12 protein-coding genes are annotated in these 15,309 nt (G+C 69.5%); 9 read left to right on the top strand and 3 right to left on the bottom strand.

Annotated elements, in window-relative coordinates; genetic code table 11:
• Positions 1-53 precede the first annotated feature (53 nt).
• From cglD to CYFUS_RS02835, 3 genes are all read left to right on the top strand, one after another.
• Complete coding sequence (gene cglD / locus CYFUS_RS02845) at positions 54-2,870, top strand: adventurous gliding motility lipoprotein CglD (RefSeq protein WP_095983822.1); 2,817 nt, start codon at positions 54-56, stop codon at positions 2,868-2,870.
• Positions 2,871-3,239: 369 nt separating this feature from the next.
• Positions 3,240-4,874: a PAS domain-containing sensor histidine kinase gene (locus tag CYFUS_RS02840; protein WP_095983821.1), complete on the top strand. Its 1,635-nt coding sequence runs from the start codon at positions 3,240-3,242 to the stop codon at positions 4,872-4,874.
• Positions 4,867-5,325 (top strand): response regulator, encoded by a 459-nt coding sequence (locus CYFUS_RS02835; RefSeq protein WP_095983820.1) that lies wholly within the window; start codon positions 4,867-4,869, stop codon positions 5,323-5,325. The genes CYFUS_RS02840 and CYFUS_RS02835 overlap by 8 nt, the downstream gene beginning before the upstream one ends.
• 40 nt (positions 5,326-5,365) lie before the next feature.
• Here CYFUS_RS02835 and CYFUS_RS53765 read toward each other — a convergent pair whose 3' ends face one another.
• Positions 5,366-7,183: an ATP-binding protein gene (locus CYFUS_RS53765; protein WP_269770203.1), complete on the bottom strand. Its 1,818-nt coding sequence runs from the start codon at positions 7,181-7,183 to the stop codon at positions 5,366-5,368.
• A gap of 434 nt (positions 7,184-7,617) precedes the next feature.
• Between CYFUS_RS53765 and CYFUS_RS02825 the strand changes: the two genes are divergently transcribed.
• The 6 genes from CYFUS_RS02825 to CYFUS_RS02800 all read left to right on the top strand — a co-directional run bounded on the left by CYFUS_RS02825 (position 7,618) and on the right by CYFUS_RS02800 (position 13,223).
• Positions 7,618-8,760: a PilZ domain-containing protein gene (locus CYFUS_RS02825; RefSeq protein ID WP_095983818.1), complete on the top strand. Its 1,143-nt coding sequence runs from the start codon at positions 7,618-7,620 to the stop codon at positions 8,758-8,760.
• On the top strand, positions 8,757-9,161 hold the full coding sequence (locus tag CYFUS_RS02820) for a response regulator (protein ID WP_232537321.1): 405 nt from the start codon (positions 8,757-8,759) through the stop codon (positions 9,159-9,161). The genes CYFUS_RS02825 and CYFUS_RS02820 overlap by 4 nt, the downstream gene beginning before the upstream one ends.
• Before the next feature lie 21 nt (positions 9,162-9,182).
• Positions 9,183-9,842 carry a GAF domain-containing protein gene (locus CYFUS_RS02815; RefSeq protein WP_095983817.1) on the top strand — a complete coding sequence of 220 codons (660 nt, stop codon included), beginning with the start codon at positions 9,183-9,185 and terminating at the stop codon, positions 9,840-9,842.
• A complete protein-coding gene (locus CYFUS_RS02810; protein WP_095983816.1) occupies positions 9,826-11,475 on the top strand; it encodes a chemotaxis protein CheA in 1,650 nt (549 codons plus the stop codon). The genes CYFUS_RS02815 and CYFUS_RS02810 overlap by 17 nt, the downstream gene beginning before the upstream one ends.
• Before the next feature lie 143 nt (positions 11,476-11,618).
• Complete coding sequence (locus tag CYFUS_RS02805) at positions 11,619-11,993, top strand: hypothetical protein (protein ID WP_157758202.1); 375 nt, start codon at positions 11,619-11,621, stop codon at positions 11,991-11,993.
• Between the two features lie 168 nt (positions 11,994-12,161).
• Positions 12,162-13,223: a protein-glutamate methylesterase/protein-glutamine glutaminase gene (locus tag CYFUS_RS02800; RefSeq protein ID WP_198316438.1), complete on the top strand. Its 1,062-nt coding sequence runs from the start codon at positions 12,162-12,164 to the stop codon at positions 13,221-13,223.
• Positions 13,224-13,229: 6 nt separating this feature from the next.
• Here CYFUS_RS02800 and CYFUS_RS02795 read toward each other — a convergent pair whose 3' ends face one another.
• Positions 13,230-13,856, bottom strand: a complete 627-nt coding sequence (locus tag CYFUS_RS02795) for an energy transducer TonB (RefSeq protein WP_095983814.1) — start codon at positions 13,854-13,856, stop codon at positions 13,230-13,232.
• A gap of 33 nt (positions 13,857-13,889) precedes the next feature.
• Positions 13,890-15,269 (bottom strand): MATE family efflux transporter, encoded by a 1,380-nt coding sequence (locus tag CYFUS_RS02790; RefSeq protein WP_095983813.1) that lies wholly within the window; start codon positions 15,267-15,269, stop codon positions 13,890-13,892.
• Positions 15,270-15,309 lie beyond the last annotated feature (40 nt).

The raw sequence follows: 15,309 nt of genomic DNA, 5'->3' as shown, positions 1-15,309 counted from the left end.
GCTGGAATAGAGAACAAGCAAGCAACCGCTGAACTCCCTTCCAGATAAGGCTTATGAGAAAACCTTCCCGTCCCCTCGCCGCGCTCCTGACCCTGCTCGCCGTGGGTTGTTCCTCGAGGGACACGGATGGGCCCGATACGGGCTCTCCGACCGATATGCCGACCCGGGGTGCCCCGTCCGGTGATTCCCCGTCGGACCTCGCGCCTCCCTCCGGGCTCGCGCTGCAGGCACTCGTCGAACTCGACACGGACTGTGATGGTCTGTCGGACGCCGAGGAGTGGAGCAATGTCTACGTGGGTGTGAAGCTCACGGACCGGAGCAAGCAGGACACGGACGGCGACGGCCTGCGCGATGGCGTGGAGGTGACCCGGACTTCCACCCTCAACACCCAACCCGAGTGCGTGCTCTCCTTCATCGCGGACGCGGATCCCTCGAGCCGCACCAACCCGACCAACCCAGACACGGACGGGGACGGAATCCTCGACGGCCTGGAGGATCGCAATCACAACGGCCGGGTGGACCCGGGCGAGACGGATCCCGCCAAACAGGACTCGGATGCGGACGGCCTGACGGATGGCGAGGAAGACGCCAACCACAACGGCCTGGTGGACCCGGGCGAGACGGACCCCACCCGGCCCGACACGGACAGCGACGGTCTGTCGGATTTCATCGAGCTGAAGACCAGCGGCACGGATCCGCTCAACGCCGACATGGACGGCGACACGTGCCTGGATGGGGCCGAGGACCGCAATGGCAACGGCATCCCGGATCCGGGCGAGACGAATCCGAAGAATGGCGCGGATTGCTCGACGCCCAGCCTGGATACGGACGGCGACGGCCTCTCGGACGCGTTCGAGCAGGCGCATGGCACCGACTGGCGCACCCCGGACTCGGACTGCGACGGCCTGTTGGATGGACCCAACCGGGGCACCTTCCTGGGCGAGGACCCGAACGCCAACGGCGTGCAGGACCCGGGCGAGACGCACCCCACCCAGCGTGACACGGATGGAGACGGTCTGCTGGACGGCGTGGAGCGCGGCGTGGCCACCAGCGCGGCCCCCGTCACGACCTGCGGCTATGTCGGCGACGCGGACCCGTCCACCCAGACGAGCCCCACCACCGCGGACAGCGACGGCGATGGCATCGCCGACGGCGTCGAGGACTCCAACCAGAACGGCAAGGTGGACCCGGGCGAGCGCGACCCGCGCAATGGCGCGGACATCATCCCGCCCGAGGGCCAGGCCTGCGCCCCACAGAACCAGCGAGAGGTGATCTTCAAGGAGGACAACGGCAGTGACATCCGCCTGGCGCTCCGCCCCACCTTCGGAGAGGTGAAGCCCATCTCCTCGGGCAGCATCAAGGGCTTCATCGGCTACGACAGCACCCACAAGGTGACCTTCATCGCCTACAAGCGCGGCCAGGCGGGCACCTCCACCACGGTGGCGGGCGACGAGCAGTTCGTGCGCGGCCAGTTGGCGCCGTCGGTGACGGAGACCACCCAGCTCTTCACCACCTGGGACGGTCATCCCGCCTCGCAGGCCTTCTATGAGCAGTCGTCCACCACCACCCTGGCGGCCTACACCAACTCGGTGGTCAACCTCCTCGTCGGCTCGGGGGCGGGGACGCTCACGGGCGGCACGGAGGTCTCGGGCCCGTTCAAGGTCCAGGCGCAGTACGTGCACCGCTCCAACTCGAGCGTGCTCGTGGTGCTGGCCATCACCCCCAAGGCGCGCTACGCGGAGCCGGGGCTCTTCGTCATGGGCGACACCGCGGGCGGCACGGCGCTGGCCCAGTTCGGTGACGCGGACGCGGTGCGGTGCGAGACCTTCACCACCACCGGCAGTGGCCCCACGGACTTCCTGTTCGTGGTGGATGACAGCGGCTCCATGGCCGCGTCCCAGGCGGCCCTGGGTGAGGCCGCCAATGCCATGGCCGCGCGGCTGGGCAACTCCGACTGGCGCATCGCCCTGGTGACCACCTCCTACGGCGCGACCTACAGCAACAACCGCAACATCTTCCGGGGCTTCACCCGGGACATCAACCAGTTCAAGGCCTGGTTGCAGCAGAACGCCCAGTGCCCGGACTCCACGCAGGGCTGCTGGATTGGTGTCAACGGCATCGCCGATGAAGTGCACCTGAAACCGGCGCGCAAGGCCGTCAACGACATGACCGCCGCCACCACGACCGACGTCAACAAGCGCTTGCGTCCCGACGCCCGCCTGGTCGTCATCCTCCTCACGGACACGCGCGACCAGTCCACGGACAGTGCCGGGCCCGGCTCCGGCAACACGCTCGAGGAGTTCGTCACCTACTTCAAGGGCGCCAATCCCACGGGCAAGGCCATCCAGATGCACGGCATCCTCTGCGATCCCGTCGACGGCACCCGGTGCAACAGCCAGGAGGAGCACCTCAACCCGGTGCACAAGGACGCCATCCAGGCGCTGGGCGGCATCGTGGGCAGCATCCGCACCGCGTCGAGCATCCAGACGGCCATCAACAGCATCCTGGACAACGTGATCGGCTCCGCGGGTTACAAGACGCTCGAGCTGCCCATCGGCGCGTCCGTGCGCGTGGCGCTGGCGCAGGTGCGTGACGCCTCGAAGTGCAACCCGAACGATCTGCCACGCAGCCGCACGGATGGCTTCGACGTGGACGGCCGCAGCCAGGCCCTGTCCTTCTACGGGGCGTGCCGTCCGCCCGAGACGGTCACCACCCAGGGGGCCATCTCCTACCGCTCCTGGAGCGACATCACGAGCAACCCGGAGGGCAACGCGCCGCCCTGCTCCACCGACATCTACTACGCTCCAGCCGAGCCGGACTTCTGCCTGGACACCCGCGTGTGCAACCGGCAGACGAACCGGTGCGAGTGATCCGCGGCTCGCGGTAGCGGCACACCTGGACTGAACCCGGGCGGAAGTGAATCAGGGGCCCGGCGGCACGGTAGCCGCCGGGCCCCTGTCGCGAGAGAAGCCGTCGTCGTTCCAGCGCGGCCGGCGGGGAGCGGCGGCGCCAGGCGGGATTCCAACCGGCGTGGCCCTGGCTCCTCCGGCTACCAGGCATCCATCCACTCGCGCCCGGCATCGAGATGACTGTCACGCCGGACGATTGTTATTCTCGCCCCGTCTTCACCAGAGTCAGGCTCTTGGCGGAAGCGCCTTCACGTCCATCTCCAAGCGTCTCCGCCGTTGCGCGACCGGCCCCGCGTGTGCGCCCCGCGTCGACAGCCCCCGTCCCGCACCATGACCATCCCGTCCTTCACGATGACCTCTCCCGATGAGATGGCCACGCTCCTCTTCCAGGTCGAATACCTGGACATGCTGCGCGCCATCCTCGACAGCGCCTCCGAGGGCATGTCCGTCGTCGACACGACGGGCCGCCGGCTCTACATGAATGAGCAGTGCCACAAACTGCTCGGCATCTCGCCCACGGACCCCGCCCCGGACGACTGGAGCGAGGAGTACGGGCTCTTCCTCCCGGACACGCGGACGCTGTGCCCTTCCGAGCGGCTCCCGATGCACCGCGCCTTCCAGACCGAGGAGGCCGCCGAGGAGGAGCTCTTCGTGCGCAACCGAGCCATCCCGGAAGGCCGGTACATCCACGTGAGCGCCAGACCCATCCGCGACCGCCAGGGAAAACACCTGGGCGCCGTGCTCTACGTGCGAGACATCCACGAGCAGCGTCTGGCCGAGGCCGAGCGGCGTCGCACCGAGCTGCGCTTCCAGCGCATCGTGGAGGCCGCCCAGGAGGGCCTCTGGATGATCGACGGCGCCCGGCGCGTCACCTACGTCAACCGCTTCGCGGCCGAGCTGCTGGGTTACACGCCCGAGGAAATCATCGGCAGGGACCTCTACGAGTTCCTCGGGCAGGAGGAAGTCCGCCGCACCCAGGAGACCATCGAGGTGCAGCGCCAGGGACAGACCGTCCTCATCAATGAGTTCAAGATGTTGCACAAGGATGGAACGCACATCTGGACCATGATCTCCACCTGCCCGCTCAACGACGAGGGCGGCAGCTACGAGGGCTCGCTGGCCATCGTCATCGACATCCGCCACCGGCGCGAGGCCGAGCAGCAGGTGCACCAGCTCAATGCGCAGTTGGAGCGCCGCATCGCCGAGCGCACCGCCCAGCTCGAGTTCTCCAATCGCGAGCTGGAGGCCTTCGCCTACTCCGTGGCGCATGACTTGCGCACCCCCCTGCGCAGCATCTCCAACTTCACCCTCGCGCTGACGGAGGACTGCGCGGACAAGCTGGATGCCACCGGCCTGGACTACGTCCAGCGCATCCGCGCCGCCTCGCGGCGCATGGCCGATCTCATCGACGGCATCCTCTCGCTCTCGCGCGTCAACCGCACCGAGTTCATCGAGACGGACGTCGACCTGTCCACCCTGGCGCACACCATCCGCGAGCAGCTCCAGCGCTGGCAGCCCCAGCGCACCGCGCGCTTCCACATCCAGGAAGGGCTGGTGGACCGCGGGGACGCCCAGTTGCTGGGTGCGATGCTGGAGAACCTGCTGGGCAATGCCTGGAAGTTCTCCCGGGGCCGGGAGGTGGCGGAGATCGAGTTCGGCACCCTCCCGCCACGGGAGGGCCCGCGCGTCTACTTCGTCCGGGACAACGGGGACGGCTTCGACATGGAGTACCAGAAGAAGCTCTTCGGCGTGTTCCAGCGGCTGCACACCCAGCAGGAGTTCGAGGGCAATGGCGTGGGGCTCGCCACCGTGCAGCGCATCATCCAGCGCCACGGAGGAGACGTCTGGGGCGAGGGGCGCGTGGGACAGGGCGCCACCTTCTACTTCACCCTCCACGCGCCCGCCGGACAGCACGCCAGTCGCCCACCCGCTCCCGAATCCCCGAGGACCCCCCCCCATGTATGATCCCAGCCAACGCATCATCCTGCTCGTCGAGGACAACGCCGACGACGAGCTGATGACCCTGCGAGCCTTCCGCAAGAGCAACATCCACAACCCGGTGGTCGTCGTGCGCGATGGGGCCGAGGCGATCGACTACCTCTTCATCCAGGGCAAGCACGCGAACAGGAATCCGGACATCCGGCCCCAGGTCATCCTGTTGGATCTCCACCTGCCGCGCATCGACGGGCTGGAGGTGCTGCGGCGCATCCGCGCCCACGAGCAGACCCGGACCCTGCCCGTGGTCGTCCTCACCTCCTCCAAGGAGGAGAGGGATCTGGTGGACAGCTATCAGCTCGGGGTCAACAGCTTCGTGCACAAGCCGGTGGACGTCACCTCCTTCTTCGAGGCGGTGCGGCAGCTCGGCATGTACTGGCTCGTCCTCAACGAGATGCCGCTTCCACGACGCGGCCCCTGAGAAGCTCATGGGTACGGCAGCCTGATGCCTTCCGGGACCGTCAGGCGGGTCGGGTGGAGACGAGCGACGCCACCACCGAGAGCAACCGCGAGGCGTTCACCGGCTTGGCGACGTGCATGTCGAAGCCCTCGGCCAGGGCGCGCCAGCGATCCTCGCTCCGGGCGAAGGCCGTGAGCGCCACCGCGGGCAGCCGCTCCCCAGCACGCTCCCGGGCGCGGAGCCGGCGAATCAACTCGTAGCCGTCCCCTCCCGCCATGCCGATGTCCGAGATGAGCACGTCGGCGCGCAACGGGCCGAGCAGCAACGCGAGGGCCTCCTGGGCGCTCGCCGCGCACATCACCTGGGCCCGGCTGCCCTCCAACATCTCGGTGAGCAGGGCCCGGGTATCCGGCGCGTCCTCCACCAAGAGGACGCGCACCCCCTCGAGCGAAGGCGCCTCGGCCGCAGGAGGCCCGGTCCCCCGCGCCGGTCGGGCCCGAGGGGCGGAAAGAGGCGCTGGCACGCCCGACTGCGTCGACGGCAGGACGACGCGGAAGGTGGAGCCGCGGCCCGGCCCCTCGCTGTACGCCGACACACTGCCCCCATGCATCTCCACCACGTGGCGTACGATGGCCAGACCCAGGCCCAGGCCCCCATGGGTGCGCGTGGTGCTGCTGTCGGCCTGGCGGAAGCGCTCGAAGACGTGGGGCAGGAAGGCCGGATCGATGCCCTGGCCCGTGTCCTCCACTTCCAGCCGGGCCTCGCCCTCTCCCCGCTCCAGCCGGACGACCACCTGGCCTCCCGAGGGCGTGAACTTGATGGCGTTGGTCAGCAGGTTCCACACCACCTGCTGCAAGCGCTCGGCATCCACGAGCAGTGGCCCCATGCCGGGGGCGACGCGCAGGGCCAGCCGGACGCCCCGGGCATCGGCCGCCGGGCGGACCGCGTCGAGCGCCGCCTCCAGCACCGGCAGGGGTTCCACCGGGTGCACATCCAGCCGCATCTTCCCCGTGACGATGCGGCTGATGTCCAGCAGCTCCTCGATGAGCTGCGTCTGCGCCCGTGCATTGCGCTCGATGGTCTCCAGGGCTCGCTGGCGCTTGTCCTCCGACATCTCGCGCGTGCGCAGCAACTGGGCCCAGCCGAGGATGGAGGTGAGGGGCGTGCGCAGCTCGTGGGACAGCGTGGAGAGGAACTCGTCCTTCATCCGGCTGGCGGCCTCGGCCTCGTGGCGGGCCAGGCGCTCGCGCACCAGCAGGCGCTCGCGCTCCTGTTCGGCCTTGGCCTTCTCCATCGCCACCGAGGCGATGTGGGCCATGGTCTCGATGAGGTGCAGCTCGTGCTCGGTGGGGGCCCGGGGCTCGTTGTAATACATGGCCAGCGTCCCCAGCACCTGCCCCTCCGAGGAGAGGATGGGGCCGGACCAGCACGCCTGCAGCCGGAACTCCTTTATCTTGTCCCGATAGGGCGCCCAGTTGGGATGCGTGCTGATGTCCGTCACCACCACCATCCGCTTCGAGTACGCGGCCGCGCCACAGGAGCCCACGGTGGGGCCGATCGCCAACCCCTCGACGACGGCGTTGTAGGCCGGCGGCAGGCTCGCCCCCGCGCCCACATGGAGGAGCCCCGCGTCATCCAGCAACAGCACCGAGGCCATCATCCCCGGGCTCAACAGCTCGATGGCGCGGGTGATGGAGTGCAGCATCTCTGGCAGCGGCGTGCCGCGCGCCACCAGCTCCAGCAACCGGTTCTGCATCGCCAGGCGTGCTTCCACCGGGTCGCGCTCGTCCGCCTTGCCGCTCGCGGCCTCGGAAAGCTCCTCCGAATTCCGAAGCGGTGCGTCCGGCGCACCTGGCGAGGAAGCAGGGGGGTGTTCCATGCGAGAACCTCATCCGCACGAGCACCCCAGGGGGAGAGCTCGCGCCCAGGTTCATTCTATGGGTCACTGAAGTGGCGTACAGCGGGCCCTTGCCCGCCTGGAGGAAATGACCGGTCTTCCAAGCCCCGAGACTCCCGAGCCCCCGCCACGCCCTCGAGGGGAGCGTGACCAGGTAGGCAAGCCCCCCGGCGTGGCGCGGTCCCCTCTCCGCCCCACCGGGGGCCTTCCGCCTCGACTTCACCCCCAACCGCCGATCTCCGCGTGCCCCCCTCGCCTCGCATGCTCTATGCTCACCTGCCCCATGCGCTTTGACATCGAAGCAAGGACCATCAGCCTGGGGAGAAGCGCGATGCCCCGGGAGATGCGGCCCGGGGAGCAAGTGCGTCGAGGGGGATGTCGTCCATGCGGGCCATGAAGGGGGATCGGGTCAGGTCATGAGCGCGAGCGGCGGGGTCATCCTCATTGAGAACGCGAACCCGTTGCGGGCGCAGACCATCCAGGCGATCCAGGCCGCGGACCGCGAATGCGTCGCCGTGGGAGACCTCACGGAGGCCCTGGCCGAGTCCAGGAGGCAACGTCCCCTCATGCTCATGCTGGACTGCTCGTCCTTCATGCCAGCGGAGGAGAGCACCCTCTCCCGGTTGCAGGAGCTGCGGCGGATGGTGGGCGCCCCCCTGGTCCTCCTGGCCAACCTGGAAACGCCCACCGAGTTCATCGAGAGTCTCAGCCAGATGGGCGCGGACGACTGCCTGCTCAAGCCGCTGCGGCAGCATCAACTCCAACCCCGCTTCGAGGTGGCCGCCACCCCCACGCCTCGCGTGAACCCGTCTTCCCTGGGAAGGTTGGGCCCGAAGGTCGTCTCCCTCCTGCATGGGCAGCAGAACTTCGCCTGGCGCACGGGCGAGCTGCTCGAGCAGAGTGGCTACCACGTGCTCTACGGCTCGCTCGAGGACGAGCGCGAGCCGCCCCCCGGGTCCAACATCGAGTTGCACATCCTGTGCGCCGCGTCGCGCGAGGAACTGAGCCGCGTGCTGCGGCTGCGCCATCCGGAAGAGACCTGGGCGGGGTCGCGTTGGTTCCTCATCTGCCCCGGAGGTCCCGGGGAACTCGCCACCCACTCCGGCGGGGGATTGGTGGCTGGCTTCGACATGACCCAGGTCTTCCCGGAGCATGTCGTCCAGAAGGCCAATGCCTGGTTCTCCCGCGTCAGCAATGCCCTCCAACCCGAGGCGCGCGTGCCTTTCTTCTGCCCGGTCGAGTATCGTGAGGCGGGCAATCTCTTTGGCGACTGGAACTCCTGCTACTCGTATGACCTCAGCCCCGGGGGCATCTTCCTGCGCACGCTCGTGCCGGCGCGTCCGGGGGCCGCGGTGGAGCTGAAGATCCACCTGACCACCCAACGCACGGAGCTGCGGGGCTCGGGAGTCGTGGCCTGGGCCAATACGTATGCCCAGCGCAAGGCCTTCTCCCATCCCGTCGGCATGGGGGTGCAGTTTCTCGGGATGAGCCCCAAGGGACTCTCGCTGCTGCGCGAGTTGTGTGGTGTGGATCCCGCCGCGCGCAACAAGCCGGAATGAACGGCTCGCTCCGTCTGGAGAACGTGACGATGACACGCAAGAAGATCCTGCTCGTGGATGACTCCAACACCGTGCTGCTCATGCACCGGATGATGCTGAGTGGCGGCGGCTACGAGCTGCTGATCGCCCGCAATGGCGTGGAGGCGGTGGACCTGGCGCTGCGCGAGCGGCCGGATCTCATCTTCATGGACGTCGTGATGCCGCAGATGGACGGCCTGCAGGCCTGCAGGCGCATCCGCGCGAGCCCGGAGATGCACGCCACCCCCATCATCATGGTCACCACCCGGGGAGAGCCACACAGCGTGCAGGCAGGCTATGAGAGCGGCTGCACCGAATACATCACCAAGCCCTTCGACAAGGGCGATCTGCTCCAGAAGCTGCGCCAGCACCTCGGCGAGTAGCCGTTCTCCCTCGCGTTCCTCATGAGCCAGGACCCTCCCTCCAAGCCCGCGACCCCCGACCCCACAGCGCTCCAGCGCACCGAAGAGCGTCTGGGAGAGCTGCGGGCGGAGAACGCGTCCCTGCGCACCCGACTGGACGCCTTGCACCAGGAGCGGGCCCGGCTCGAGGAGCGGCTGTGCGAGGCGGACGCGCGGGTGACGAGCCTGGTGGGCCTGTACGCGGCCAGCCACCGGCTGCACGAGACCCTGGAGCGACGGGCACTGCTCGACATCCTGCGCGACATCATCAACAACATCGTCGGCTCCGAGGAGCTGGGCATCTTCGAGCTCGATGAGCAGCACTCGACGCTCGTGCTGGTGCACTCGATGGGCATCGAGCCGGCGGGGCTCCAGTCCATCCCCCTGGGCAGCGGCATCATCGGCCAGACGGCCCTCACCGGGCAGCTCTTCGTCGCCAGCGAGGGCAAGCGTCCCCCCGCCACCGGCAACGAGCCGGCGCTCACCGCCTGCGTCCCGCTGCGCATCGGCAGCCGCGTCTGGGGCGTCATCGCCATCTTCGGCATGCTGCCGCACAAACCCACGCTGGGAGACTCGGACCTGGAGCTCTTCGCGCTGTTGGAAAAACAAGCCGGTCTGGTGCTGGCCGCTTCCGAGACGGAGCCCGATGGACATCGATCGTGACGAACTGCTGAAGGTCTTCGTCCTCGAGTGCGACGAGGTCTTCGCCCTCATGGAGGAGCAGCTCGTCGGTCTGGAGCAACAGCCGGATCCCGAGCGGCTGCGGACCATCTTCCGCGCGGCCCATACCCTCAAGGGCAACGCCACGTGCGTGGAGCTTCCCGCCTTCGTGGAGTTCACCCACGAGCTGGAGGACCTGCTCGAGCGCCTGCACACGGGGGAACTCGCCGTATCGCACGGGCTCGTGTCCCTGCTGCTGTCCGCCGTGGATGCGATGCGACAACTGCGAGGGCAGCTCGCGGCGGGGCAGGTCACGCTGACGGCTCAGCACCGCGCGGTGATGGCGCTCATGACCCGCTGGGGCCGCGCGGAGCTCACGGCCCCGGTTCCGGCCGCCAGCGAGACGGAGTCCTCGCCTCCCCCCTCTCCCTCCGAGCGCAAACCCCTGGCCGAGGAGGAGCGGGCGCGCAACCTCCGGGTGGGCATCACCAAGTTGGATCGGATGGTGGATCTCATCGGGGAGCTGTCCATCGCCCAGGGGAAGTTGACCGCCATGCTCGAGGGCGACCGGCCGCGCGAGCAACTGCTCGAGGCGAGCCACGACGGCGAGCGCCTGCTGCGCGAGTTGCAGGAGCTGGTGATGAACGTGCGCATGGTGCCGCTCGGCCCCACGTTCCGCCAGTACGTGAGGACCGTGAGGGATCTGGCCGCGTCGCGGGACAAGCACGTCGAGCTCGTCTTCGAGGGCGAGGACGTGGAGATGGACACCGCGCTGGTGGAGAACGTGCGGGATCCGCTGCTGCACATGATTCGCAACGCCATCGACCACGGCATCGAGACGCCGGACATCCGCCGGGCGCGGGGCAAACCAGAGCTCTCCCAGCTCAAGCTGCGCGCCGCCCATGACGCTGGCGGCATCCTGCTCGAGGTCATCGACGACGGGGCGGGCCTGAACAAGGAGCGCATCATCGAGCGCGCCCGTGCGCTGGGGCTGTCGCGGGAACCGGAGTCCCTGCCGGAAGCGGAGCTCTTCTCGTTCATCTTCGAGCCGGGCTTCTCCACCGCGCGGGAGCTCACCGCCACGTCGGGCCGGGGCGTGGGCATGGACGTGGTGCGCCGCAACGTGGAGGCCCTGCGCGGCAAGGTCACCGTCCAGAGCCGGGAGGGACACGGCGTCACCATCTCCCTGCGGCTCCCGCTCACGTTCGCCATCATCGAGGGGTTCCTGGTGGGCGTCGGCGCGGAGACGTACGTCGTGCCGCTCGAGTCCGTGCACGAGTGCATCGAGCTGCCCGAGAGCGCGCGGGGGCGGGCCGGGGAGCGCGATGGCGTGCTGAACCTGCGGGGCGAGGTCATTCCCTATCTCCGGCTGCGCCACCTCTTCAGCCCCGGCACGCAGGCGCCGCCTCGCGAGAGCATGGTCATCGTCCAGCACCCGCAGGGCAAGGTGGGCCTGGTCGTGGACATGCTCCACGGAGAGCGCCAGACGGTCATCAAGCCCCTGGGCTCGCTGTTCAAGGACCTGCCGTGCATCTCGGGCGCGAGCATCCTGGGCAACGGGCGGATCGCGTTGATCCTCGATGACGCCGCGCTCCTGCGCGAGGCCACCCGGGCGAGGCGCTCCGCGGCGTCCTGACGCTCCGGCCGAGCCTCGGCCGAAGAGGAGGAAGAAGAGGAAGGGCCCGCTGACGGAGGCCCGGCCGGATTCCCATCTTCCCGGGTGGGACGGCTGGGAAGAACCGGCCGCCCCTGTCCCCTCAGCGCGCGGAGGAGCGAGCGATGGCACAGCGAATGGATGTTCGGGTGGGCATGGTGGTGAAGAGCAGGGATGGGCACCAGATGGGCAGGGTCATCGGCCTGCTGGAAGACGCCTTCGTCGTGGAGAAGGGCGTGCTCTATGCCAGGGACTATCGGGTCCCCTTCAGGGCCGTGGAGAGGATCGAGGACGAGGACATCCACCTCGTCCTCGACAAGGACCAAATGCACAAGGCGAGCCTGGGCGAGGTGCTGGAGGCGTCCATCGGGAACGGGTTGACCCTCGGGCCCCAGGCGTTGAGCGAGGCGCGCATGAACATCACCAGCTTCCAGGACCGCGACGCGTCCGACGTGCGCTCCGAGGCGGAGAAGGACGAGGAGGCGGCGCACCACCCGTAGGCCCCCACGCGCGCCGCCCGCCGGGAGCCGGACGGTAGGGCCGCCAGCATGCCCGGCACGGACCTGGAGTCCTACCCGCCGGGCCTCGGGTGGCGTGTGCGCGCGGTGACGCGTAACCTCCAGGGGCCGCGACTCCTGGCGGGTGAGACCGGCGGACGAGGATACGACTTGGCTCCTGTGCTGCGGGTGCTCGTGGTGGATGACTCGGCGGTGGTGCGCCAGGGCATGCTGATGCTGCTCAAGCACGTGCCGGACATGGTGGCCGAGGTGGCGTCGGATCCCCTCATCGCCCGGCAGAAGATGACGAGCCACCGACCGGACGTGATCCTGTTGGATCTGGAGATGCCGCGCATGGACGGGCTGACGTTCCTGCGCGAGTTGATGCGGGAGGAGGCACCGGTGCCGGTGGTGGTGTGCTCGGGGCTGGCGGGGCCGGGCACGGAGCTGGCGGTGCGCGCGCTGGAGGAAGGCGCGGTGGAGATCATCTCCAAGCCCCCGCTGGGCGTGGGCGAGTTCCTGCGCGAGTCCCGGATGCGATTCGTGCAGTCCCTGCGCGACGCGGCGAAGGCACGTCCCCGGCCGGAGCGGTACGTTCCCCCGGCACGGGGGGAGCAGGAGCCAGCGGAGAAGCCCATGGCTTCCCTGCTCACGGTGACGACGGACAAGGTGGTGGCGGTGGGGGCCTCCACGGGGGGCACCGATGCACTGCGACAACTGCTGCAACCGATGCCTCCGGACTGCCCGGGAATCGTCATCGTGCAGCACATGCCGGAGCAGTTCACGCTGGCCTTCGCCCAGCGGCTCAACGAGCTGTGCCGCATCGAGGTGAAGGAGGCGGAGCAGGGCGACCGGGTGCTGCAGGGCCGAGCGCTCATCGCGCCGGGCAACCGGCACCTGCGGGTGCGGCGCACCGGGGGCCACTACCAGGTGGAGGTGGCGGACGGAAAGCGGGTCTCGGGACACAAGCCGAGCGTGGACGTGCTGTTCCACTCGGTGGCGCGCGCGGCGGGGGCGAACGCGGTGGGCGTGCTGCTCACGGGGATGGGCGAGGACGGGGCGGAAGGGCTGCTGCTGATGAAGCAGGCCGGCGCGGCGACGATTGCCCAGGACGAGGCGAGCAGCGTGGTGTTCGGCATGCCGCGCGCGGCCATCGAGCGCGGCGCGGCGGACCAGGTGCTCCCGCTCAAGGCCATCAACGAGGCCATCCGCCGTCGGGCCCGCCAGGGCTGAATCCGCTCACCCCGTGGGGATGCGGACGACGAAGGTGTAGTCCACGTCGATGGGCTTGCCCTGGGCGGTCGCGGGGGTGACACGCCAGGTGGACAGGGCCTCGAGCAGCTCCTGATTCATGTAGGGCAGGCCCTTGAGCAGCCGGCAATTCGTCACCCGGCCCTCGCGGGTCGCCACACAGCGCACCAGCGCGGCGCCCCGCACGCGCTCGGCCTGGGCCTCCGGGGTGAGTTGGGGCTCCCGCCCGCTCACCCGCTGGGGCCGCGTCATCACCGAGGGATCGAAGGCCACGGGCTCGCCCGACCCGAGCGACACGCCGTCCGACGGGGGCCGCCTCGGCTCGGACGCTCTCGCCGCCATGGAGGTCCCCGTCGCCGCCTTCGCCTCGGACGCGGGCCGGGCCGCGGTGCGCTTGGAGGCCTTGGGGCGCTCGGCCTTCACCACGGGAGCCGGGGCCGGAGGGGGCTCGGGCGTCGGCGCCGGCGCCGGCTCGGCGATGGGCTCGGGCGCGGGGGGCGCCGCGATCGTCGCCCGAGAGGCCGTGGCACACCCGATCCCCCCGAGGGAGACCACCGCGGCCAGCAAGCCAAAGAGGGCAAGTCGAGACTTCACGGACAAGACAGAGCCAATCATGGTGTAATTTTACACTAAATGAACCCCGTGCGCTCATCCCTCCATGGGACGGAGGGTGCCGGCGCTCTGGCGCTCGAAGCGCCACAGGAGCGCGAGTCCCACGAAGGTGAGACCCGCGCACAAGCCCCACCAGATTCCCACCACGCCCAGCTTCAGTCCGAAGCCGAGCACCAGCGCCACGGGCAGGCCCACCGCGTAGTGCCCCACCACGTTGGCCAGGAAGGTGAAGCGCGTCTCGCCCGCGCCGCGCAGCACGCCCGCGCCCACGCCCTGCACGCCGTCGGAGAGCTGGAAGACGGCGCACACCATCAGCAGGGGCACCACCAGGGGCCGCACCTCGGGGGGCGTGCCCATGAGGTCCGCCAGTTGCGGAGCGAAGAGGGCGTACACCAGTCCGGAGAGCGCCATGAAGGCCGCGCCCGAGGCGAACGCCATCATCCCGCTGCGCCGGGCGCGCGGCGTATCCCGCGCCCCCACGGCCCAGCCCACCCGCACGCTGCCCGCGTTGCCGATGCCCAACGCCATGGCGAAGGAGAGGCTGCCGTAGGAGATGGCGATCTGATGCGCGCTCATGCTCTCCGGGCTCACCCAGCGCGCGAGCACGCCCGCCAGGGAGAAGACACCCACCTCCGCCGCGACGTGCAGTCCGATGGGCACGCCCACGCGCAACGCCTGCAGGATGTCCGCGCGCACCGGACGCACCCAGCCCAACCCCTCCGCACCCGGCGCCATCCGCACCGCCCACGCGGCGATGGCCCACTGCACGAGCGTCGCCAGCAGCGTGGCGAGCGCCGAGCCCTTCACGCCCAGGGCGGGCATCGCGCGCAAGGGCCCGAGGAAGGCGGGCAGCCCCTCGCCGCCGAAGACGAACAGCACGTTGGCCGCGAGGTTGAACACGTTGGCCACCACGGTGGACACCACCAGGACCTGGGGCCGCCCCACCCCCTGGAGATAGGCCCGGGCGGTGATGAAGAGCAGCACCAGCGGCAGGCTGAACGCGCGCCAGGTGAGGTAGTCCCGGACCTCGGGCAGCTCCGGGAAGCTCACGCCCACGAGCGGCAGCAGCCGGGGCCCCACCACCAGGGGCACCGCCAGCACGGTGCCGACGATCAGCGCCAGGTAGCTGCCCTGCCAGAAGAGCACCCGCGCACGGGAGAGGTTGCGCGCGCCGATGGCCTGGGACACCAGCGGATCCAACCCCATCATCAGCCCCATGGCGAAGCTGCTCAGGGCGAAGAAGATGGAGGAGGACAGGCCCACCGCCGCCAGCGCCTGGGTCCCCGCGCGGCTCACCACCGCCGTGTCCACGAAGCCCATGAGGTGCTGGCCCGCCTGGGCGATGGCGATGGGCAGGGCGAGCTTCCAGAGTTGCTGGAGTTCCTCGCGGCGGCTGGGAAGGGGTTCGGACGTCATGGCAGCCGGGCCCTTATCACGGCCCGGCACGCCCGGCGCG

Source organism: Cystobacter fuscus (assembly GCF_002305875.1).
Taxonomy (GTDB): domain Bacteria; phylum Myxococcota; class Myxococcia; order Myxococcales; family Myxococcaceae; genus Cystobacter; species Cystobacter fuscus_A.
This window is presented reverse-complemented; position numbering and strand designations above follow the sequence as displayed.

What these genes read in the sequence shown, in the direction of transcription:
- cglD (WP_095983822.1), top strand. Translation starts at nt 54, where the DNA reads ATGAGAAAACCTTCCCGTCCCCTCGCCGCGCTCCTGACCCTGCTCGCC.
- CYFUS_RS02790 (WP_095983813.1), bottom strand. Translation starts at nt 15,269, where the DNA reads ATGACGTCCGAACCCCTTCCCAGCCGCCGCGAGGAACTCCAGCAACTC.
- CYFUS_RS02825 (WP_095983818.1), top strand. Translation starts at nt 7,618, where the DNA reads ATGAGCGCGAGCGGCGGGGTCATCCTCATTGAGAACGCGAACCCGTTG.
- CYFUS_RS02810 (WP_095983816.1), top strand. Translation starts at nt 9,826, where the DNA reads ATGGACATCGATCGTGACGAACTGCTGAAGGTCTTCGTCCTCGAGTGC.
- CYFUS_RS02835 (WP_095983820.1), top strand. Translation starts at nt 4,867, where the DNA reads ATGTATGATCCCAGCCAACGCATCATCCTGCTCGTCGAGGACAACGCC.
- CYFUS_RS02795 (WP_095983814.1), bottom strand. Translation starts at nt 13,856, where the DNA reads ATGATTGGCTCTGTCTTGTCCGTGAAGTCTCGACTTGCCCTCTTTGGC.
- CYFUS_RS02815 (WP_095983817.1), top strand. Translation starts at nt 9,183, where the DNA reads ATGAGCCAGGACCCTCCCTCCAAGCCCGCGACCCCCGACCCCACAGCG.
- CYFUS_RS53765 (WP_269770203.1), bottom strand. Translation starts at nt 7,183, where the DNA reads ATGGAACACCCCCCTGCTTCCTCGCCAGGTGCGCCGGACGCACCGCTT.
- CYFUS_RS02805 (WP_157758202.1), top strand. Translation starts at nt 11,619, where the DNA reads ATGGCACAGCGAATGGATGTTCGGGTGGGCATGGTGGTGAAGAGCAGG.
- CYFUS_RS02840 (WP_095983821.1), top strand. Translation starts at nt 3,240, where the DNA reads ATGACCATCCCGTCCTTCACGATGACCTCTCCCGATGAGATGGCCACG.
- CYFUS_RS02820 (WP_232537321.1), top strand. Translation starts at nt 8,757, where the DNA reads ATGAACGGCTCGCTCCGTCTGGAGAACGTGACGATGACACGCAAGAAG.